Origin of the sequence: Paenibacillus hexagrammi (assembly GCF_021513275.1) — a bacterium.
GTDB classification, from domain to species: domain Bacteria; phylum Bacillota; class Bacilli; order Paenibacillales; family NBRC-103111; genus Paenibacillus_E; species Paenibacillus_E hexagrammi.
In genome coordinates, this window is sequence record NZ_CP090978.1 from 3,141,617 (window position 1) to 3,163,842 (window position 22,226).

At 48.6% G+C, this 22,226-nt stretch carries 17 protein-coding genes and 4 pseudogenes; 4 read left to right on the forward strand and 17 right to left on the reverse strand.

Going from position 1 to position 22,226, the window contains the following annotated elements:
* Positions 1-10 precede the first annotated feature (10 nt).
* The 10 genes and pseudogenes from L0M14_RS14040 to glgB form a co-directional block, all read right to left on the reverse strand.
* A complete protein-coding gene (locus L0M14_RS14040; RefSeq protein ID WP_235122644.1) occupies positions 11-328 on the reverse strand; it encodes a hypothetical protein in 318 nt (105 codons plus the stop codon).
* Complete coding sequence (locus tag L0M14_RS14045; RefSeq protein WP_235122645.1) at positions 313-1,104, reverse strand: hypothetical protein; 792 nt, start codon at positions 1,102-1,104, stop codon at positions 313-315. Before L0M14_RS14045 ends, L0M14_RS14040 begins: the two co-directional genes overlap by 16 nt.
* A 231-nt stretch (positions 1,105-1,335) precedes the next feature.
* Positions 1,336-2,789 (reverse strand): annotated as a pseudogene (gene cls / locus L0M14_RS14050) (cardiolipin synthase).
* Positions 2,790-3,003: 214 nt separating this feature from the next.
* Complete coding sequence (locus L0M14_RS14055) at positions 3,004-3,555, reverse strand: FAD-dependent oxidoreductase (RefSeq protein WP_235122646.1); 552 nt, start codon at positions 3,553-3,555, stop codon at positions 3,004-3,006.
* Entirely contained in the window at positions 3,552-4,640 is a 1,089-nt protein-coding gene (locus tag L0M14_RS14060) for a hydroxysqualene dehydroxylase (RefSeq protein WP_235122647.1), read from the reverse strand. The genes L0M14_RS14055 and L0M14_RS14060 overlap by 4 nt, the downstream gene beginning before the upstream one ends.
* 364 nt (positions 4,641-5,004) lie before the next feature.
* The gene (locus L0M14_RS14065) at positions 5,005-5,193 is read right to left on the reverse strand and encodes a hypothetical protein (RefSeq protein ID WP_235122648.1); all 189 of its coding nucleotides are present in this window, start codon (positions 5,191-5,193) and stop codon (positions 5,005-5,007) included.
* Positions 5,194-5,320: 127 nt separating this feature from the next.
* Complete coding sequence (gene glgA, locus L0M14_RS14070; RefSeq protein ID WP_235122649.1) at positions 5,321-6,754, reverse strand: glycogen synthase GlgA; 1,434 nt, start codon at positions 6,752-6,754, stop codon at positions 5,321-5,323.
* A 39-nt stretch (positions 6,755-6,793) separates the two neighbouring features.
* Positions 6,794-7,903: a glucose-1-phosphate adenylyltransferase subunit GlgD gene (gene glgD / locus L0M14_RS14075; protein WP_235122650.1), complete on the reverse strand. Its 1,110-nt coding sequence runs from the start codon at positions 7,901-7,903 to the stop codon at positions 6,794-6,796.
* A 26-nt stretch (positions 7,904-7,929) separates the two neighbouring features.
* Positions 7,930-9,059: pseudogene (locus L0M14_RS14080) on the reverse strand (glucose-1-phosphate adenylyltransferase).
* Positions 9,002-10,999, reverse strand: a complete 1,998-nt coding sequence (gene glgB / locus L0M14_RS14085) for a 1,4-alpha-glucan branching protein GlgB (protein ID WP_235122651.1) — start codon at positions 10,997-10,999, stop codon at positions 9,002-9,004. The pseudogene L0M14_RS14080 and the gene glgB overlap by 58 nt, the downstream one beginning before the upstream one ends.
* A gap of 155 nt (positions 11,000-11,154) precedes the next feature.
* On the opposite strand from glgB, the gene L0M14_RS14090 reads away from it, so the two are divergent.
* The 3 genes from L0M14_RS14090 to L0M14_RS14100 are packed head-to-tail and all read left to right on the forward strand — an operon-like array spanning position 11,155 to position 13,920.
* Positions 11,155-12,273, forward strand: coding sequence for a peptidylprolyl isomerase (locus L0M14_RS14090; protein WP_235122652.1), 1,119 nt, complete (start codon positions 11,155-11,157; stop codon positions 12,271-12,273).
* A 53-nt stretch (positions 12,274-12,326) separates the two neighbouring features.
* Positions 12,327-13,193 (forward strand): class I SAM-dependent methyltransferase, encoded by an 867-nt coding sequence (locus L0M14_RS14095; protein WP_235122653.1) that lies wholly within the window; start codon positions 12,327-12,329, stop codon positions 13,191-13,193.
* Between the two features lie 4 nt (positions 13,194-13,197).
* Positions 13,198-13,920: an RluA family pseudouridine synthase gene (locus L0M14_RS14100; protein WP_235122654.1), complete on the forward strand. Its 723-nt coding sequence runs from the start codon at positions 13,198-13,200 to the stop codon at positions 13,918-13,920.
* Here the strand turns inward: L0M14_RS14100 and L0M14_RS14105 are convergent.
* Positions 13,900-14,304, reverse strand: a complete 405-nt coding sequence (locus L0M14_RS14105) for a MarR family winged helix-turn-helix transcriptional regulator (protein ID WP_235122655.1) — start codon at positions 14,302-14,304, stop codon at positions 13,900-13,902. The two genes, L0M14_RS14100 and L0M14_RS14105, sit on opposite strands and share 21 nt — an antisense overlap.
* Before the next feature lie 300 nt (positions 14,305-14,604).
* Between L0M14_RS14105 and L0M14_RS14110 the strand changes: the two genes are divergently transcribed.
* Entirely contained in the window at positions 14,605-14,772 is a 168-nt protein-coding gene (locus L0M14_RS14110; protein ID WP_235122656.1) for a hypothetical protein, read from the forward strand.
* Positions 14,773-14,799: 27 nt separating this feature from the next.
* Here the strand turns inward: L0M14_RS14110 and gyrA are convergent, their stop codons facing one another.
* The 6 genes and pseudogenes from gyrA to L0M14_RS14140 all read right to left on the reverse strand — a co-directional run bounded on the left by gyrA (position 14,800) and on the right by L0M14_RS14140 (position 22,025).
* A complete protein-coding gene (gyrA, locus tag L0M14_RS14115) occupies positions 14,800-17,238 on the reverse strand; it encodes a DNA gyrase subunit A (RefSeq protein ID WP_235122657.1) in 2,439 nt (812 codons plus the stop codon).
* A gap of 24 nt (positions 17,239-17,262) precedes the next feature.
* Positions 17,263-19,236 (reverse strand): annotated as a pseudogene (gene parE / locus L0M14_RS14120) (DNA topoisomerase IV subunit B).
* Between the two features lie 18 nt (positions 19,237-19,254).
* Positions 19,255-20,246: pseudogene (locus tag L0M14_RS14125) on the reverse strand (ABC transporter permease subunit).
* The gene (locus L0M14_RS14130; protein WP_235122658.1) at positions 20,239-21,195 is read right to left on the reverse strand and encodes an ABC transporter ATP-binding protein; all 957 of its coding nucleotides are present in this window, start codon (positions 21,193-21,195) and stop codon (positions 20,239-20,241) included. Before L0M14_RS14130 ends, L0M14_RS14125 begins: the two are co-directional and overlap by 8 nt.
* A 15-nt stretch (positions 21,196-21,210) precedes the next feature.
* Positions 21,211-21,393: an SGNH/GDSL hydrolase family protein gene (locus tag L0M14_RS14135; protein WP_235122659.1), complete on the reverse strand. Its 183-nt coding sequence runs from the start codon at positions 21,391-21,393 to the stop codon at positions 21,211-21,213.
* Between the two features lie 32 nt (positions 21,394-21,425).
* Positions 21,426-22,025, reverse strand: a complete 600-nt coding sequence (locus tag L0M14_RS14140; RefSeq protein WP_235122660.1) for a GDSL-type esterase/lipase family protein — start codon at positions 22,023-22,025, stop codon at positions 21,426-21,428.
* Between the last annotated feature and the right edge of the window lie 201 nt (positions 22,026-22,226).

Sequence of the window (22,226 nt, forward strand, 5' to 3'; positions counted from 1 at the left end):
AGCAGCGCCATCACATTATCGAATGAATAGGCCTGCTTGCTGCGGGTGTCGCCGAACCCCCCTCCAGTTCACTGTTTGTGTCATTGATTTGAAATTTGTTCATTTGTTCGATGCTTGATTCATAGAGCTCCTGATCGCCGGTCACCGATCCAATCATCGCCGTAATCGCATAAATGGCCGTGGATCTTATATCTGTAAGGGGCACCCCTTCTGCAGAATATTTACCATATAAAGTACCTTCCTTCACATGCTGCTTCAAATAGGCCATGCTTTCAGGACGCTGCTGATGTACTTCCGCCAACGATAGAATCGTTAACAAGGATTCCACGGTATTGATGTCTTGGGATTGATAGGATTTAGAATGATAATCATACCGTGTTTGATAAAAAGGAACTCATCCGAGAGATATCCAGACGTTACAATACCCGTCATCTTGTTTACCAGCTCGTCTTTTTTATTGGTTGGGATAGGAAGCGTTTCGAGGGTCTTCAAGTCGACATAGCATAAGGTAATAAATGAATTAAGCGTATGATAGGTCTCATCGTAGAAATCATAGAGATAGCCGTCTTTGACGTTATACGTATACAAACGAGCAGCGAAGGATTCGAATTCAGCCTTGTATTTGTCGGTTTGAAAAGCCTTATCCGCTTCATACAGCGCCCGAATTATTCTCAGATCGTCAACTGCCGCGTTTAAAGTGTAATGCTTATGAAGCAGTGGACTATAGCGATAGCTGAATCCGGTATTCATGTTAAAGGTACTTTTGGCCAAAGCCCACTCCGAATCGAACTTCGTTTGTTCGCCGTTAAGCGCGTAGTACCGCATCATAACTCCAGCAGACTCACTAAGCACTTCGTGTCCGGATGCGGCTTCACCGCTTTGACCGGTCTCTTGCAAATTGGTATAGATCCCGTAACTTCCGGATAGCCTGCCTGTAATGAAGCGATACAGCTTATCTTTATGATCAGCGACATGTGTGGAACTTCCGTATGATGCCGACGAAATCCACTGAGAATCTTTCTCAAATAAACCATCAGCCTGGCAGCCCGACAACGATAGCATGACAACAAGTCCGCCGAGCATCAAGCTTTTGTGCACCAACATCGCACTTCACCCCTGACTCTCATTTCTATCTCTAGCAAAATAAGTCGAAGTATGTCGAAATGTGACTGTATTCTTATTATACATGACTTCAAGCCTCAAATCTAATTCAGGTAGAATTTGTGGTGCAGGACAAAAAGCATGGACAGCCTCCTGGTTCGCGAGGTGTACATGCTTTTTTCCATATCCGTGTTGAATACCGAGCTCCCCGCGGGTATATCTTCCTTATCATACTTATAAGATAGGCGAAATCAGTTTGGAAATGGATTCGAGGAATCGTATCCGCAGTGATCGTTTCTCATATTCTTCCAGAGTTAACTCTAGACATCCATTCATGTCGTTCCAAAAAATGCGTTCCAACGCGCCAGCAGTATCTGCGTCATACATCAAGGCATTCGTTTCAAAATTTAACCGCAGACTGCGTATATCAAAGTTGGCCGTTCCCACTGATGCGATCCTGCCGTCAACGACAATGGTTTTGGCATGCAAAAAGCCCTGATCGTACAAGTAGCATTTTACTCCCGCTTGAAGCAGCTCCCCCACATAATACAATGATGCCCAGTGCACGAACAAATGATCGGATTTCTGCGGGATCATGATTCTCACATCTATGCCTGACAGCGCTGCGATCCGCAAGGCGTTCAACATGCTCTCCTCCGGAATGAAATAAGGAGTCTGCAGCAAGATCCGGTGCTTAGCGGCATGAATCATCTTCAGGAACGTATAGACGAAGTGCGGCCACTTCTCGTTGGGACCGCTTGCGATAATTTGAATCGGCACATGGCCGTTCGCAGGTAACTCTGTTCGATTAGGGAAAACCAATCCATCCATCTCGATGGGAGAAGAGGATGCCAAATTCCAGTCTAAAATAAAGCGTGCTTGAAGCGCCCTAACTACACTGCCTGTCAGCCTCAAATGAGTATCACGCCAAAAGCCGAACCGCGGATCCTTACCCAGATATTCATTGCCGATATTGAAGCCGCCCATGTATCCGGTAACCCCATCAATGATGACCAGCTTACGGTGATTGCGGTAATTGACCCGATAATTTAAATAGGGGATTCTGGACGGAAAGAATGCGGCTACTTCTCCGCCTGCCCGTACAAACTCCCGAAAAAAGAATCCTTCAATGATCTTGAACCGATATCATCGTACAGGAATCTAACCTGCACGCCCTCTTTCGCTTTCTTGGTTAATGCATCCATCACCCTATGACCCAACGAGTCGTTCTTGACGATGTAATACTGCATGTGAATATGCGACCGGGCTTCTTCGATTTTGCTCAATAAATCGTTAAATTTGCTAATACCATCTGTGAAAATGTGCACAAGATTGTCCTGCGTCAAAAAGGAATCGTTGGTTGATACGTTCAAATAGATCAAATCCCGGTACGGCGCCATCTCCGGATGAGAATCGAGCAATCTACCTTCGGATAACTGCCTGGCTTGCTCCGAGATCATCATATCGACCCGATCTTGCATCTTCTTATTCCATTTATAGAGCTTTCTACGGCTTAAATTTTGTCCTAAAATTACATACAGAATGAAGCCTAGTATCGGGATAAAAAGCAGCACCATGAGCCATGACCAAGTCGCCGCGACATTGCGCCGCTCCAAAAACACCACGGCCAGCGCCAACAAAATATTGATTGGGAACAACATGCTGAATATATGGGATACCCATTCCATAGTCGCACTCCATCTTCTGAATCATTTATGATTAGTATGCCTCGTTTCTCCAATTTCAGAACCTTCCGCCACATCCGCAAAAAAGGAGCGAATTTCGCTCCCGTCGCTGCCTCGACTCGTCTTGTCGGAATGTATCATTTCATGCGCTTGCCCGGGAAATGAGGTGCAGACATTTCCCCAGGCAAACGGGAGCATGAGCTTACCCTATTGGAGCTTATCCAACGATTTTGCCGTCCCACGGAAGACCCTGTTGGTACCGGTTTTTATCGTTATTGCGCCAAGGAGCCAGCGCCAATGGATCATACATATCCCATATCTCGCAGCGATCCTCGTGAGAGCCGCTTGCTTCTAGAATTGCATTGACTGCTCTTCTCGCGGCTTCATTCGCGCTCTCCATCGTCGCTAAATCCGTATTGGTCCTCACATAATCGGAAGCTAAATAAAAATTAGGAATGGCTGTATACGCATTCGGACGCAAATACCATGTGTTCACTTTGTTCACTAGCAGCGGCTCCAAGTTAATCGCTTCATGCGGGTTCGGGAACTGGATGTCCGAATCGAGGAACCAGTCAACTAACTGGTCATCATTCAATACATCCGCGCCTCCGGCGTTCAAGCTTCGCTTGACCTGCTCCCACACTTCATTCTTGATTTCTTCCTTGCTGCAGGCTATGGCAGGCTTGCCATACAAAATGCCAGGGGACTGCCAATCCGAAATATCTACGGAAAGAATCCCCTGAACTGACCCGTCGCCATACCGGCTCAAATTAATTCCGCCCAGAACTGGGCCTGTGAAACGGATGTCAACGCCCACGGACTGTCCATATAAATGACATGGCCGTGAATCACCTTTACATCCTCGTTCAAATAAAATTGAATACCGTTCATCCAATCGACAGACGAAGCCAGCGTTTGAATTCCTGATAGCGTTGCATCCGCTTGAAGCATATCACGGCTTATCAGCGGTGCCATAACCTCCACAGGGAGCGCAGATACATAATAATCTCCCTCTACTGTCATGGTGATTCCATTCTCTTCAATATCAATACCGGTAACTCGTCCATTCGAGCAGTGAATCGCCGTCACCTTCGCTTGAAGGTGATAGTCTACCCCGCTACCGGTTAGATAATCAAGCCATGGCTGAATCCACACCTCATTGGTTGGCCCGCACAGAAGTCTGTCTGCACTTGAACCGGGAGTGACCATGTCCATCATGAGTGTTGCCCCAACCGTACCGATGGTTCCTGTATTTGCTTCCCTTGCTTTAGCTGCAACCAAAATGCGCGTGAGCCCTGTGAATACCTTACGGAACGCATCCGACTGCTTGTCCGCCTCAATGAAATCCCACCAGGCGATGCGCTGATATTCAAGCAGCCTCCGCTCATCACAACTGGTCATCACCTGCCAGAGACGGGATACGTACTGCTCCACATCATGCTCGCTAAGCCCAAGATTATTGTCAAATATGGATTTGATTACTGTCTTCCAATCCTGAAAGGTCCTCGGAAATTCCGCCATAAAAGGCAGCATCTCCCGATCAAAAAAAGCAAGCCCCAGCTCGGAGCCTTCCACCAGATTATCAAATACCCCATGCCGGTTATCACCATAGGGAATTCGTTTCATGGTGTCGGTAATGTGCCTATAAAACTTAGGAAAAAATCGAAACCCATGCTCGCCCGGCAAATCACGCCTGCCTTCCGTTCCCGAGTTCGGTACCGGCATGCTCCTTGCCTTACCGCCGGGAATCGATTTCAATTCATAAACGGCTACTTGAAAGCCTCTTTCCACCAATTCATGCGCTGCGCTCATACCGGCGACTCCACCGCCAAGAATCACTACTTTGCTGCTCATCTGCTCTCCCCCTGTCCAAGCTACAATGTTTCTATTCCATATATTAGAAGAGGGATTGGCAAATAACAACATATTTTTACAAAATTCTTGTTATTTCGACTCTCGTCCCATATGAAAAAGACCTCATTCTCTTGGAATGAGGTCTCAGACTGTTGATAAACTGGAATGAAGAGATCAGAAGTTTTCGGAGAAGCGTAGCGGTCGCCTTTGACAGTTTGTTATCACCGTATAAGGCTTTTCATTTAATGAAATAACAAAATGTCAACAGCGATCGGAGAAAAGCTACTGAAGCTCGTAATGGAACCTACTTTATCAACAAATGGAGACCTCATTTGCTTGGAATGAGGTCTCTTTTTCCAAAATCCTATTTTTTGACTAGGCAAAGCTTTCTTAAGTAATAGACGCCGCCTACTTTAATGACATCATCGGAGTAAGCTTCAATCAGCACTCCCGAATCTTCGAGCTCTCCGTCAAACCATACCTCTACGGGTGTTTGAAATAACATGCAATGGTACAAGTCCGCATCAGTTAAACATACTTCCGTCCGGCGCATTCGTAAACAACTGCCTCTCGTCTTAAATTCCATCCGGTATTGTATTTATCGACACAGAAGGAACAATCCTAAAGAGGAGGTCACAAGCAAAGACTGGAAGCCCCATGGACTCCCAGTCTCCAAATACTTATTTACGTTTCATATCCTTGTAAAGCTGAACGTACTGCTGTGCTGATTTCTTCCAGCTGAAATCGCACTTTTTCATGTTTTGGATCAATTTCTGCCAGGCATCCCGATCATTGGCATAGAAGAAAACGGCTCTGCGGATCGTATGTAACATATCATGAGCGTTATAATTGCTGAAGGTGAAGCCGGTTCCTTCTCCAATGAATTCGTTATATGGCTGAACCGTATCCTTGAGTCCGCCTGTCTCCCTCACAATCGGCACCGTCCGGTATCGCAGCGCGATGAGCTGTCCGATTCCGCAGGGCTCGAATTGTGAAGGCATGAGGAACATGTCGCTAGCCGCGTAGATTTGATGGGCTAGCGCCTCGTCAAAATAGATCTGTGCGGAAACCTTATCCGGAACCATCTGCGCCGCATGCCGGAACATTTGCTCATAATGATCATCGCCCGTTCCAAGTACGACCAGCTGTATGTTTAAGGACAGAATTTCGCTCAGCACATGCTGGATCAAATCCAATCCCTTTTGCTGTACAAGTCTTGTGACAAGAGCGATCATAGGCACGTCTCCATTGACTGGAAGTCCTAAGCGCTCTTGCAAAGCCAGTTTGTTTTGCTGCTTTTTGGATAGCGAATCGCGGTACTGTACTACCAGATGCGGATCGTTCATGGGATTAAATATCTCATAATCAATGCCGTTAACGATTCCCGTCAGCTGATCTTTCCGGTGCCTGAGAAGGCTGTCCATAAATTCGCCGTAATAAGGAGTTTGAATTTCCTCTGCATAAGTTTGGCTGACTGTCGTAATCCGGTCCGCATATAGGAGCCCTCCCTTGAGGAAGCTGGCCCCCCCATGAAGCTCCAGCGCAGTCCCGGTGAAATGATCGCCGCTCAAACCAAATAAGTCTCGCATGAGGTCTTGTCCAAACACACCTTGATACTTTAAATTATGCACCGTGGTCATCGTCTTGATTTGACTGAAAAAGTCCAGGTGCTGGTAATGGGCTTTCAGCAGGACAGGAATCATCCCCGCCTGCCAGTCATGGCAGTGGATGACATCCGGCTGAAAATCCAGCTTAGGCAGAGCCTCAATGACGCCCCGGCAGAAGAAGGCGAATCGCTCCGCCTCATCTTCATATCCATAGAGCCCCGGACGATTAAAGTAATATTCGTTATCCACGAAATAGAACGTTACCCCGTCCAACTCCAGCATTTCAACCCCGATATACTGCTTTCTCCAGCCAACATACACGTCGAATACGACGGCTGCTTCCATTTGTTCTTTGTACTTAGCCGGTATACTCCCGTATTTCGGCATGATGACGCGAACATCTAATCCTTGGCGGATCAGTTCCTTGGGCAGCGAGCCGATGACATCGGCCAAACCGCCTGTCTTGGCAAAAGGCACTGCTTCCGACGCAGCAAACAGTATCTTCATCGTCCCACTCCTAAATGGTTATTTGTCTATATAAAGCAATTAAATCACTTTAGTTTTGGCAGCAATAAACGGTGCAATGTTGTCGCCTGTGAGCACACGACCGCGGCTGATAAACACATCTTTATCCAAAATAGCATTCTCGATAATGACATTTTCCTCGATTTCACAGTTCTGCAGAATAATACTGTTCTTCACGTAAGCGCCTTTGCGGATCTTGACACCGCGGAAAAGAATGCTGTTTTCCACCTTGCCTTCGATCGTGCAGCCGTTCGCGATCAAAGCATTTTTCACAGCAGCGCTCTCCAAATATTTGGCCGGCGGTTCATCCTTGACCTTGGTGTAGATCAAATTTTTCTGGAAGAAGAGCTCCCGCCACACAGCCGGGTTCAGAAGCTGCATGCTGTGCTTGTAATAGCCTTGAATCGAATTCACAACGCCTACATGGCCTTGGAACTTATATCCATATACGCTTAGTTTATCGATGTTTTTCATAATGCCGTCCCGAACCAGATGGTCATAGCCTTGAGCCAAGCAGGATTCCACCATATCAAGCAGCAGAGCTTTGCTCATGATATACATTTCCATGGAGATATTATTCGTGCGCAAACGGCCGGTATGATCCTCCATCAGCGTCACCTGTCCGCTTTCCCTAACGGCTAACCGGCGGAATTTCCCTTGTACCTCTTCATCCGTTTGGTAATAAACGACAGTAATATCCGCCTGGGATTCTTCGTGAAAGCGAACTGCGTCCACGTAATTGATGTTGCAAATCATATGGCTTCTGGAAATAATGACGAGTTCTTCTTTCCCTCGGTAAAAATAATCCCTGTGACTGTACAGCTGATACAGGTCTCCACGCGATAAGCCTGTCGGCTCATCCAAGATGGAAGGAAGCACGAACAGTCCGCCTCTCTTGCGGTCCAGATCCCACTCTTTGCCCGAGCCCAGATGATCCATAAGCGATCTGTATTTATGCTGTGTGAACACGGCCACATTGTCGATGCCGGAGTTCACCATGTTGGATAAAGTGAAATCAATCAGACGGTATCTGCCGCCGAAAGGGACGGATGCCGCACAGCGAAAATACGTCAGTTCCTCCAAATCATCCGGCTCGTTAACTAAATTAATGACGCCCATCACATGCTTCATACTCACATTCATCCTTTCAGATTGGCTTATGCTGTAACCCGTTCGTTCCCGCCGATCAACACGATCTCACCGCTGCCATCAATAACCGCTCCGTCTTCCACGACCGTATTCTCGCCGATAATGGCTTTATGGATCGTCACATTGTTGCCGATTCTTGCATTTGGCATAATGACGGAATCTTTAATTGTACTTCCTTCGCCTACCTGTACGCCGTAGAACAGAACGGAGTGGTCCACCTCGCCGAAGACAGCACAGCCCTCATTGACGAGCGACCTGCGCACGCTGGCTGTAGGAGCCACATATTGCGCTGGTTGATACGGACTTAAGGAATACACACGCCAATCCTTATCGTTCAAGTTCAAATCGTTATGATCATCGAGCAAATCCATATTCGCTTCCCATAGGCTGTCGATGGTACCGACGTCCTTCCAATAGCCTGGAACGGGTAAGCAAACATTCTCTTTTGCTCATTCAGCATCATAGGAATAATATCTTTACCAAAGTCTTTACTGGAATCCGGATTCTGCTCATCACGGATCAAGCATTCCTTGAGCACCTTCCAGTTGAAAATATAAATGCCCATGGACGCCAAGTTACTTTTGGCCTCCTTCGGCTTTTCAGCAAATTCGGTGATGACCTGTTCGCCGTCTACGCTCATGATCCCGAAGCGGCTTGTTTCTTCCCACTTCACTTCAATGACCGCGATTGTCGCGTCAGCATTCTTTTGCTTGTGATACCTGAGCATCAAGTCATAGTCCATCTTGTAAATATGATCACCGGAGATAACCAGCACATACTCGGGATCGTACTGCTCAATAAAGCCGATATTGCGGTAAATCGCATTCGCAGTTCCTTTATACCAGTCTCCGCCCTTCTGCTCCATGAAAGGTGGCAGTACGGTAACTCCGCCATATTTGCGGTCCAAATCCCACGAACTGCCGATCCCGATATAGGAATTCAGAACTAACGGTTGATATTGGGTAAGCACGCCTACCGTATCAATGCCGGAGTTCGTACAGTTGCTTAAGGTGAAATCAATGATCCGGTATTTCCCTCCAAAATGAACGGCCGGCTTGGCCAAGTTGTTGGTCAATACGCCTAGTCTTCGTCCTTCTCCTCCTGCGAGGAGCATGGCAACACATTCTTTGCTGCGCATGGTTGATTTCCCCCTATTCCTTCTGCTTTGTCGATTTGGATGACTTGCATGCACTTGATATAGATAGCAGCCAACGGCGGAACACGAATTGCTAAGCTGTTAGAAAAACCGTGCCAAGACTTTTCATCGCTTACCAGCGGTTCCGGATTGGATTGACCGGAGCCCCCGTAGCGTTCAGCATCGCTATTAAATATCTCCTTGTACACGCCTGGCCGCGGCACACCTATACGGTAATCCGGGTGAACGACAGGTGTAAAATTACACACCAGAATCAAATCGTCCTCAGGATGACTGCCTTTGCGAATGAAAGCGACCACGCTCTGGCTCTGATCGTGCGGATTAATCCACTCAAAGCCTTGCGGACTATGGTCCAGCTCCCATAGCGCCGGCTGATCCTTGTAGAACTGGTTCAGCTCTTTGACATACAAATGCATACTGGTATGTTTCTCGTAGTGCTCCAGCAGAAACCAATCCAGTTCTTCCATGTCTTTCCATTCGTCAAACTGGGCAAATTCTCCTCCCATAAAGAGCAGCTTTTTACCAGGGTGACCGAGCATATAGCCGTAAAAAGCGCGAAGGTTCGCAAATTTTTGCCAGTAGTCTCCCGGCATTTTATGTAAAAGCGATCGTTTGCCATGAACGACCTCATCATGAGATAGCGGTAATATATAATTTTCGGAAAAAGTGTACATAAAGGAAAATGTAATGAGATTGTGATGATAACGGCGATGGATGGGATCCAGCTTCATATAGCGAAGCATATCGTTCATCCAGCCCATATTCCATTTGTAATTAAAACCGAGCCCCCCATCGTGCACAGGTGCGGTTACCAACGGCCAATCGGTGGAATCCTCCGCCATCATGAGCGCATTGGGATACAAGTCAAATACAACCTGATTGAGCTTCCGCAGGAAAGCAATAGCCTCCGGATTCTCCGTTCCGCCAAACTGGTTATAGATCGGCGGTTCGTTCCAACGTCCGAAGTTGAGGTGCAGCATACTCGCAACAGCATCCACCCGAATCCCGTCAATATGGTACATGTCCATCCAGAAAACCGCGTTGGAAATTAAAAAGCTGATAACCTCCGGTCTTCCGAAATCGAACGTTAGCGTACCCCACTCCAATTTTTCAGCCTTGGAGGGATCCTCATATTCATACAAAGGCGTTCCGTCAAACAGTCGTAGTCCATGGTCGTCTTTGCAGAAATGGCCGGGAACCCAGTCCATGATCACGCCGATTCCTCGTTGGTGGCATTGATCCACAAAATACATGAAATCCTTCGGTGTTCCGTGTCTGCTAGTAACGGAGAAGTACCCTGTCGCTTGATAGCCCCACGACCTGTCAAAAGGATGCTCCGCCAGGGGCATCAGTTCAATATGGGTGTACCCCATTTCGACCACATAATCGATCAATTCGTCCGCCAGCTGTCGATACGTATATAATTCTTCGCTGTGTCGGTCTTTCTTTCGCCAGGTTCCCATGTGAACCTCGTAGATTGATAACGGCTTGCTGTATACGGATCCTTTCTGTTTGTCAAGCTGCCACTGCTGATCCTGCCAATCATAGCCCTCGAGTTGGTAAACCCGGGATGCCGTTCCCGGACGCAGCTCCGAATAGAAGGCATAGGGATCGGCTTTGATGACAAGACGGCCTGAATGGCTGTGGATCTCGTACTTGTAATGATCCCCCTCGCGCGCTTCCGGAACAAACAGCATCCATACACCAAGTGTACTGTGCCTTTCCATGACATGCGCGCCTGAGTTCCATCCGTTAAAATCCCCCAGGATACACACCTTGCTGGCGTGCGGAGCCCATACGGCAAAGCGGACTCCTTCTTGTCCCGGCTTACTGCTTACATGTGCCCCCAATAGCTTATAGCTGTGATGAAGGGACCCTTCGTGAAGCAAATATAAATCCTCTGAGCTAGGTATCACGCTCATCTTCACAACATCCCTTCCTGATTCAGCTTCCTTCCATAGCATACAAATACTACAAAGAGGTAAAGAATTCCTTTAATCCGGAAGCAAGAAAAAGGAATATCCGCAACGCCTGGTGAATGTATATGTAATTCGAGTTGAAAGGTGGATTTGTGACAATGAACGACAAAATTAAAGGACTCATCGTCGGATTGACGATCGGTTCCCTGTTGAGTGGAACTGCTGCGTTTGCGGCAGGCACGCAAATTGAAGTAGCCTTCCGAAATTTGAAATATATGTTCGATGGCGTAGAAAAAGTACCAGCTGAAGGAAAAGGATTTATTTATGAAGGTTCTACGTATGTTCCGCTCCGCTTTGTCAGTGAAGCGCTAGGCAAGCCAGTGGAATGGGACGAGGAGAATGAAACGATTTGGGTAGGCACCAATCCGAACCATATCGTCGCCACTTATAACGGAGGGCAGCTGACTCGAGGAGAGCTAGATACATTCATGGCGATTCAAGCTTTCTTATCTCCGCAATCGGCTGGCTCTTCCAGCGATTCCAAGTATCAACAATTTATGGCTCAGCAATTAATAGGCCTTAAAATATTAGCAAGTAGAGCCAGTGAAGCGGATGTTTCTACTGCTAAGGCAAGTGCAGAGAAGAAGCTTGATGATTGGCACAATGAGGTTCCAACCTTCCAGGAGATGCTTGCTGAAGCGAAAATTACAGAAAGCGATCTAGTCAACTTCCTCACCACCCATATCAGCGGGCAAAATATGATGATCTCCAACACTTCAGACAGTGAAGTGCAGGCTAAATACGACGACGCCCTCAAAGCGAATAAAGACGCCTATACACACGTCTCCGTTCGTCATATTTTGATTGGACTCAAGGATCCTCAATCCGGTTCCGTGATACGCAGCAAGGATGAAGCACTGGCGCGCGCCAAGGAATTGCAGCAGAAGCTCAATAGCGGCGGAGACTTTGAAGCTCTGGCCAAGGAATACTCCGATGATCCGGGCTCCAAAGATACTGGCGGGCTCTATGAGGATGCCGACGTAAACAGCTGGGTGGAATCATTCAAGAAAGCGGCCTTGGAGCTTGAAATAGGTGTCATCAGCGATCCAGTGGAATCGGAATACGGCTATCATGTCATGAAAGTGGAAGCCCGCACTGCTAAATCGTTCGATGATGAAAAAGCGGGATTGAAATCGGAACTGGTTCAGGAGAAGCTGCAAAATTTCCGAACAAATGAGCTACCCGGACTGATTGAAAAGATCGATTTAAGCCAATAAATGGTGTACAATGGGTGTTTGACAAGTTTATAAGTAGAAGGATGGATTCGCACATGTTTTACGCAAAGAATTGGGTCGATTATGAGCTTCTGGACACCGGCGGCGGCGAAAAGCTGGAGCGTTGGGGCACCTATGTACTGAGAAGACCCGACCCGCAAATCATCTGGCCTCTGGAAAATGAGACCAAATCCTGGCTGCAAGCGGACGCGCATTATCACCGCAGCAGCAGCGGCGGCGGACAGTGGCAGTACCGCACGGAGCTTCCCGAACGCTGGACGATTACGTACGATGAGAAGCTTACCTTCTACATCAAGCCAACTGGCTTCAAGCATACGGGGCTGTTCCCTGAGCAGGCTGTGAACTGGAAATGGATGATTGAAAAAATCCAGGGTGCCGGCCGGCCGATCAAAGTGTTGAATCTCTTTGCTTACACGGGGGGAGCTTCTCTCGCTTGTGCTTATGCCGGCGCTGAGGTGTGTCATGTGGACGCCTCCAAGGGAGTTGTCCAGTGGGCGAAGGAAAACCTGCATCTATCCGGCTTGGGCAACCGCCCTGTGCGCTTTATCACGGACGATGTATTCAAGTTCGTGCAGCGTGAGCAGCGCCGCGGCAGCAAATACGACGCCATTATCATGGACCCTCCTTCCTATGGACGGGGCCCGAACGGCGAGACTTGGAATCTTGAGGACGATCTCTTCCCGTTCATTCAGACCTGCATGTCCATCTTGACGGACAAGCCGCTGTTCATGCTCGTCAACTCGTATACGACCGGTATATCTGCCACAGTGCTGCAGAACATTCTGACCATGGCGATGAAGAAAAAGCACGGCGGAACGATCTCCAGCGGCGAAATCGGTCTGCCGATCACCCACTCCGATCTCATGCTGCCATGCGGCATTCTGGGCCGCTGGGAGGCGTAAACGCATGGCCGGACCGAAAGATGTTTCGGAAGCCTCGCAGATTCCGGTATTATTCGAAGACAACCACGTGCTCGTCGTGGTAAAGCCCGTCAACATGCCGACGCAGGAGGACGACTCGCGCGATCCTGATCTGCTCAGCGTGCTGAAGGCGGACCTGAAGCACCGCCATCACAAGCCCGGGAACGTGTACCTCGGGCTTGTGCACAGGCTAGACCGTCCCGTTGGCGGCGTGATGGTATTCGCCAAAACGTCAAAAGCCGCGTCCCGATTATCGGACGCGGTCAGAACAAGGCAGCTCGACAAGACGTATGTCGCCGTCGTGCACGGCAAGCCGCCGCAGCCGCAGGCTACGCTGCGGCATTGGCTTCGCAAGGACACGCGGACGAATACCGTCAGCGTGGTGAAGCAAGGCCAGCCGGACGCCAAGGAGGCCGTGCTGGACTATCAGGTGCTCGGCAGCCAAGACGGCTTCAGCTTGATTCGCATCAAGCTGCACACCGGGCGGCCGCACCAGATCCGCGTCCAGCTCGCGGCGACGGGCTGTCCGCTCTACGGCGACCAGCGCTATGGCGCGGCCGTGAACAAGCCCGGCCAGCAGCTTGCGCTCTGGTCGACGGGGCTTGCCTTTGAGCATCCGACGCTCAAAGAAACGCTTCGCTTCCGCTCGCTCCCGCCAGAGCAGCATCCTTGGTTCCTATGGTCGGAATTAATTCGCGACCTTACCTAGTAAATAAATAAGCAGCTTCTGATTATGAGCGGAAACGCGATTCAGGTATGAATCCAGCATGCTTTCACGGATTCTCATTCCTCTCTCGCATTCCGCTTTTCCTTTATCCGTCACATTGACCCATACGATTCGGCGGTCCTTCTCATCCCGCTCCCTCATGATCAATTCATTCTTCTCCATTCTGTCTAACAAAGTGGTTACCGCGGCAGGTGTTGTCGACAAGTGTTCAATCAGGTCGGACGGCTTCATGCGATCGCTTGTTGTAAGCAGCTCCAACACATTCAGTTGACCTTCCGTCAATGTCGGCGCTAGTCCGGTTTCCATCTGTGTCTTCAGCTCTTTTGACAGCTTAACCCATAATTTTCCGAATTCCTCCGTATACACTCTACATCAACTCGCTTCCAGATTACTCCTATCACCAGTATAGCATGATAGGAATCCCGTTTAAAGGTTAATGGCATTAATATTTTCAGACAAGGTGCGCCATGTTTTGTAGGACAAGCTGTCGAAATGTCAGGAACGAAGCTGAACCATACAGAATCAGAAGGAATCCTGCGAAGATTCACATATTGTCTCCTTCCGACATATACTACAGACAGGAGCGAGAATAGGCGAATGCCGCCAAGGCGCAGCCTCTACCTAGCTGCTGTTTGATAGATTTTGTCCAAAAAGGAGTGATTCAAGGTGGAAGCTTGGAAACAGGAGCTTGGCCGTAAAGCATTGGAAGCCGGAATCATCAAAGACCCACAGTGGCTGGATCGATTGGATGAACCGATGCCTCTGTGGGTCATGTTAGAAATGGCGTTTCAATTAATTGAGAAGCTGGATCCGCCCACCGTCAGCTATGACTGAATCTCATCCTGCCAAGTGTGATGATTATTAGAGCGGAGCTTTAAATAGATCAATAATGGAATCCGTTTTCGCTACCGGAACCAGCTGTTTGCCGGACGATTTGCGATCTTCAAGCGGTGCTGTTTCCGTTGAAAAGCGAACCTTTTCTCCGCTGCTAAGGAGTGCTGTCACGATGTAATCCATCTTCACAATAAAGGTGCCGATCAAAGCCGAGCCGTTCGGTCTGACACGCTTGCCTTCCTTGAATTCGAAGGTAAGAATTCCTTTGCCTCCGCGTCCTTGAAGCGGATAATCAACGACCAGCGAGCGCTTGGCATAGCCTAGATCGGAGATGACAAGCACTTCTCCCTCATCACCATAGATCCATTCCGCCGAGACGACCTCATCGTCCTCCTTGAGCTGGATGCCGCGAACGCCTGCGGCCGCCCGGCCCATTGGGTTCACTTCCTCTTCGCGGAAGCGGATACTCATACCTTGCTTTGATACAAGTAATATTTCCTTCGTGTTGTCACTTACATGAACCTGCAGCACCTCATCCTGATCGCCGACCTTACAAGCGACAATACCGCTAGAGCGGTTGGTCATGTATTCCTTCAGCTCGGTCCGTTTGACCTGCCCCTTACGGGTAACGAATACAAGGGACTTGCCTGGTTCTTCGAAGTCCTTGACAGGAATCACGCTCACGATCCGGTCTTCCTTGGATATCGGAATGACGTTCACGATGGCCGTGCCATTTTCTTTCCATTTGTACTCCGGCACCTGATGGACAGGCAGTAGATAATACTGACCCTTCTTCGTGAAGATGAGGAGGCTTTCGATGGTGTTGACATCCAGAAGGAAACGAACGTAGTCGCCTTCTTTGAGTCCTGTACTCTCGAGCTCTCCTCCGGATCGGGTGAAGGACAGCTTCGAGGTGCGCTTCAAGTAACCGTCATTTGAAAGCGTGACCAGAACATCCTCAGGCGTGACAAGCACCTCAAGGTTTACCTTCAACTCCTCGACTTCGCCCTGAATGCTCGAACGACGGTCGATTCCGTATTTTTTACGAATGTCGCCGATTTCCGCTTTGATGACGCCCATCAGCTTCTTCAAGCTGCCAAGTATGCCGCGTAAGTAGTCGATTGTCTTTTGAACATCGTGCAGCTCTTTTTCCAGCGAAGTAATCTCCAGATTCGTCAATCGGTACAATTGCAGCACTAGAATTGCGTCTGCTTGGCGCTCAGTAAAGCCATATTGCGCGACCAGGTTGTTCTGGGCGTCCTGACGGTTCTTAGAGGCCTTAATCGTAGCGATCACATCGTCCAGGATATTCAGCGCCTTCACGAGGCCTTCCAGGACGTGAGCGCGGTCCTCCGCTTTCTCTAACTCATATTTCGAACGATGAGTGACAACTTCCTTCTGATGCTCGATATAAGCATGCAGCATTTCTTTGATGCCCAACTGGCGCGGGGCCTTATTCACAATGGCTACCATGTTGAAGTTATAGGTGACCTGTAAATCGGTTTTTTTGAAAAGATAGGCGAGAATTCCTTGTGCGTCCGCATCCTTCTTCAGCTCGATCACGATCCTCAGACCGTTACGCCCGCTCTCGTCGCGAACCTCGGCAATACCTTCAACCTTTTTCTCCAGCCGAATGTTTTCCATTGCCGTTACAAGGCGTGATTTGACCACCTGATACGGAATTTCCGTAATGATAATTTGCTGCTTCCCGCCGCGCATGTCCTCAATCGCTGTTTTGGAGCGAATATAAATACGGCCTTTGCCCGTACGATACGCTTCGCGTATGCCTTCTTCACCCATAATGATCCCGCCAGTAGGGAAATCTGGCCCTTTGACAATCCCCATCAGCTCTTCAATGGTGATATCGGGTTTGTCGATCATCGCAACGACCGCATCAATCACTTCTCGCAGGTTATGCGTTGGAATTTCCGTAGCAAAGCCTGAAGAAATCCCGCTGACCCCATTCACCAAAAGATTCGGATAACGAGCCGGAAGGACTACCGGTTCTTTAGTCGTGTTATCAAAATTATCTTTAAAAAGAACCGTGCGCTTCTCAATGTCACGCAGCAGCTCCATGGCAATTTCGGAAAGCCGCGCTTCCGTATACCGCATCGCTGCAGCCGGATCGTCGTCGAGCGAGCCCCAGTTCCCATGGCCGTCCACCAAGGTATGGCCCATTTTCCATGGCTGCGCCATTCTAACCATGCCTTCGTAAATCGAGGAATCCCCGTGCGGGTGATAGTTACCCATCACATCGCCGACGGTCTTCGCCGATTTCCGATATGGCTTGTCCGGCGTATTGCCGGCATCGTACATCGCGTACAGGATACGCCTTTGAACAGGCTTTAAGCCGTCGCGTACATCTGGAATCGCACGGTCTTGAATAATATATTTGGAATATCTTCCGAATCGGTCGCCTACGACCTCTTCCAGATATGCAGGCAGAAATTGTTCTAAAATATCCAAGCTACCATCACCAATCTATATGATCTACTCTACGTACTCCGTAAAATCAACATTCTCAATGATCCAGCGCTTGCGGGGTCTACTTTATCCCCCATCAACGTAGTGACCCGGCGTTCCGCTTTGGCCGCATCCTCAATCTGCACCTGCAGCAGAGTCCGTGATTCCGGATTCATCGTTGTTTCCCAAAGCTGCTCGGGGTTCATCTCGCCAAGTCCCTTGTACCGCTGAAGCTCCACGTTTTTACCGAATTCCTTCATCACCGCTTGCAGCTGTTCGTCTGTCCAAGCGTATTTTTGAGCGGAATTTTTGCCTGCCTTCTTCGATACCTTGTACAACGGAGGCTGTGCAATATACACTTTTCCGGCATCGATCAACGGCTTCATGTATCGGTAAAAGAACGTCAACAGCAGAACCTGGATATGAGCGCCGTCAGTATCAGCGTCTGTCATGATAATGATTTTGCCGTAATTGGATTCATCCAAATCGAATTCCGAGCCGATCCCGGCGCCGATTGCAGATATAATCGCTTTGTACTCGTCGTTTTTCATGATGTCAAGGATCTTGGCCTTCTCCGGGTTCATCGGCTTACCTTTGAGCGGCAAAATCGCCTGATGCTTGGAATCCCGTCCCTGCTTGGCTGAACCGCCCGCAGAGTCACCTTCCACGATAAACAGCTCGTTGCGCTGCAAATCTTTGGACTGGGCCGGAGTCAGCTTACCGTTCAGGTTGGAGCTTTCACTCTTGCCTTTTTTCCCGCTTCGAATTTCTTCACGGGCTTTACGAGCCGCTTCCCTAGCTTTGGCCGCCTGGACCGCTTTCTTCAGCATCATTTGCGCGACTTGAGGATTTTCCTCCAGAAAGATTGCCATCTTGTCGGTGACTATGGCATCAACCACGCTGCGGGCGATTGCGCTTCCCAGCTGGTCTTTCGTCTGTCCGACGAATTCAACGTCACCCATCTTGATGTTAATGACAGCCATCATGCCTTCCCGAAGGTCGGTGCCGTCGAGATTTTTCTCTTTTTCTTTTTAATAATCCCGCTTTGCGCGCATATTCATTCATCACTCGCGTATAAGCGGTCTTAAAGCCTGTCTCATGCGTACCGCCGCCGCGGGTTGGAATCGAGTTTACGAACGATGCAATCGTTTCCGTGTAGCCATCGTTGTATTGGAGCGCGACTTCCACTTCGATTTCATCCTTCTCGGCCATAAAATGAATGACATCGTGTAGTACCGATTTCTCCTCGTTCAAAAATTGAACGAATTGCTTGGCTCCGCCATCGTAATGGAAGGTTTCGGTCTTATCCGTGCGTTCGTCCTTCAACACAACCTGCAGGCCAGAGTTCAAGAATGCGATCTCCTGCAGGCGTTCCGCCAAAGTGTCATAGTTGATCGTTGTGCCGCCTTGGAACACCCTTTTATCCGGTTTAAACGTGACTTTGGTGCCGGTTCGATTGGTGTTGCCCACTACTTCAAGTCCTGTAACCGGTTCCCCAACGTGTTCAACACCGGCATCATCGACCCAATATTCGAAACGCATCTTATGGATTTTACCTTCTCTGTAAATCTCCACTTCCAGCCATTCCGACAACGCATTCGTTACAGATGCGCCTACGCCGTGAAGTCCGCCGGACTTTTTATAACCCCCACCGCCAAACTTACCGCCGGCATGCAAAATCGTGAATACGACTTGAGGGGTAGGGATCCCCGTTTTATGTATGCCTGTTGGAATTCCCCGGCCGTTATCTTGAACGGTAATCGATTGATCTTTATGAATGGTTACCGTAATCTTGGAGCAAAATTTCGCCAGGTGCTCGTCCACAGCGTTGTCCACGATCTCCCAAACCAAGTGATGCAGGCCTGACGTGCTGGTGCTTCCGATATACATACCGGGTCTTTTCCGTACGGCAACAAGGCCTTCCAGTACTTGTATATCTTCTGCGCTGTATTCGTTTGACGCGGTGCCTTGATGGGTAAATGTATCTAGCTGCTCGGTCATCGAAGTCCTCCTTCTTGATTAATTCAGTACATCCTTACGGGTAAATGCCGTAAAAGAAACGAGTAAAGACGCTGCTGCCCATATACTTAATACACAGAGTGAAAAGGTTAAGGTCATGCCCTGGATGGGAGGCAAGGAGCCGTTCAGATAATCGGTTAACTCCAGGTTAACCATGAATAAATATTTGGCTGTCTCCCAGGAGGATACCATGTTGGATAGGATGGTCCCCGAAATGAGCACTGCCAGCATAACGCCCATCCCGGCTGCCGTGGAACGGATCAAGACGGAGAGCATAAGCGACATCAGTGCGACAACTAGGGAAGAGAACCATACCAAGCCAAGCTCCATTAGCATGTATATCCATTGATCTACGGCACGAACCGTGCTGAAATCAGCATCACCGCCGTTTAATTGGATCCCGATGAAGACCGGCATTGTCCAACCGTTGTATCCAAAAACAACCCCGGAAATGAGATAACAGAGCACTCCGGTGGACAATACAGTCAGCGAAGTAAAGAAAACAATTGTGATTAACTTGCTCATAAGGATTTTCCAACGCCTGACCGGTCTTGTCAACAATAATTTAATAGTCCCCGTAGAATGCTCGGATGATACGACGTCAGCCGAAATGACCATGATGATAAGCGGAATGAATAATCCGACGGCATTTTTGAGAAACTCCCGGGTGAACGTAACCGCATTGGGAGAGCTTGGATCAACGTTCTTGTCCAGATAATAAGTCGCAATTTGAATTTGCACCTCAAGGCGTTTTTTGAACTCATCAGGGGTCCGCGCACTGCTCAGGCGTTTTTGCCAGTCTGTAATCTTTTGACGCTGATCCGCTTTCCAATCCGTAGTGCCGAATTGTTTTTGCGTATGCTGCGCCACGCGCATTTGAGCATAAGTGAACATCGGAATCAAAGCAAGCAGAATCAAAAGAATTACATAAAATCGCTTTTTTTGATCATTTTGATGCATTCGTTGCGAACTAAGGCTGTCATATTACCCAATTCTTTCACCCTCTGTCAAGCTCAGGAACAAATCTTCGAGCGTAGGATTTTTTATTTCAACGGCATACAAACTGATCCCTGCTTCCAAAAGTTCACGATTCACCTGGGGTACATCCTCTTTATTCATCAAGGTTGTGATGGTTCTCACAGTTGATTCGGTGTGATAGCCTACGGGGAAAGTTACTTCCTCTATGCTCTGCACCCATGTGCTCTTCGCAAGCAATTGCTCCGCTTTGCTCCCTGGATTCAAGGTCCAAGCGACTTTCCCGCCTTGAGCTATAAGCTCATCGACCGCTCCGACTTGAATGACTTCCCCATGACTAATAATTGCCACACGATCGCACATTTGCTGGATTTCGCTAAGCAGATGGCTGGAGACAAACAGGCTCAGTCCGTTCTTCGCTAATCTTTGTATGAACTCTCTCATCTCCTTGATCCCTTGTGGATCGAGTCCGTTGGTAGGCTCGTCCAGGATGAGAAGGCTTGGACGCCCTAATAGCGCCTGGGCAATACCTAGACGCTGACGCATACCCAACGAATAAGTCCGAACCTTATCGTGAATCCGCTGGTCCATGCCTACGATCTCCACGACTTCGGCAATCCGATTCTGATCGACATCTGGCAGCATGCCTGCAAAATGCTCCAGGTTCTCCCAACCGCTAAGATACGCGTAGAGCTCGGGATTTTCCACAATGCAGCCGACATGGCGCAGCGCTTGGTCATGCTCCTTCTGTACGTCAAATCCGCAAATACGGATTGAGCCTTCCGTCGGACGTATCAAGTCCACCAGCATTCGGATCGTCGTCGTCTTGCCGGAGCCGTTGGGTCCAAGGAACCCGAAAATTTCTCCTGCGTATACTTCGAAGGATATCCCTTTAATGATTTCTTTATTTTTAATTCTCTTTTTGACTTGATGGACAGACAAAACCGTTTTGGGATTAGCGGTCATCTTGGATCACTGCTCCTACTTCAAAATTTGTACAATCCGATCGGCAATTCGCTCGTACCCGTCTCCATTCGGATGGAAATGATCCGCCGAGGAAATGTATTTGAGTAAATTTTGTTCAAATAAATCATAGGTAGGCACCAGTACCATATTGGAGTATCGATTCGTGTACGTAAACACGCGATCATTCCAATCTTGCACGATCAACGAGCCCTTGCGGTCAGAGTCTAAATCTAAAAAGGATGATATAAACCGACGTACAGCACAACCGCATGCGAATTCGCCTTCCTGATATCAGCAAGGATCGTTTCCAGACGCCCTAGAGCCGGTTCCATTCTCTGCTGCGCAGCTTCCGGATTAAACTCCTGTTGATCCTCGGAGAAAATCCCTTCGCCACCCGCGAATAGATCGTTGCCGCCAATCGTAAGAAGAATAACATCCGCATCCGAGAGCGCATCCTGCGTCTTCTTGAGCTCTATATCTTTCAGTAATTGATCACTTTTGTATCCGGGGATGGCGAGATTATTCAAAACAAACACAGCTTTACCGGTTTGCTGTTCGAGCTTCTCCCGAACTCTGTCGACATAGCCTTTTCCTGTGTTGTCTCCCGTTCCTGCCGTTAACGAATCCCCTAACGCTACAATTTGGATCTTGTCCTTTCCTTCCCCTAACGGTGCTTGACTCGGCTGTGGAGAAGATACGGCCAACTCGCTGTTTCCGGGCTTCGGATATAAGATTTGATTGACTGCATAGAGAAAACCGATAATAAAAACAATTGTCGCTAAAGTCCCTGTAATGCCAACCATTCCCCAAATCCACTTGGTTGATTTCAAGCAAGTCCCTCCTGTGAATACGAAAATCCATTAATTCCTTTTAGAGTAATAGTTCTAAGATTAATTTGCAAACTTCCTTCTTCGGTATCCTCTGACTTCAGTTGTGTTCAAAGACCAGTTGTGTTAGCTAAGATGCCCGATTTATGATAAAAAGTTGGCATTCAAACAGCCTGATCGCAGGTTGCAATCAGGCTGACATTG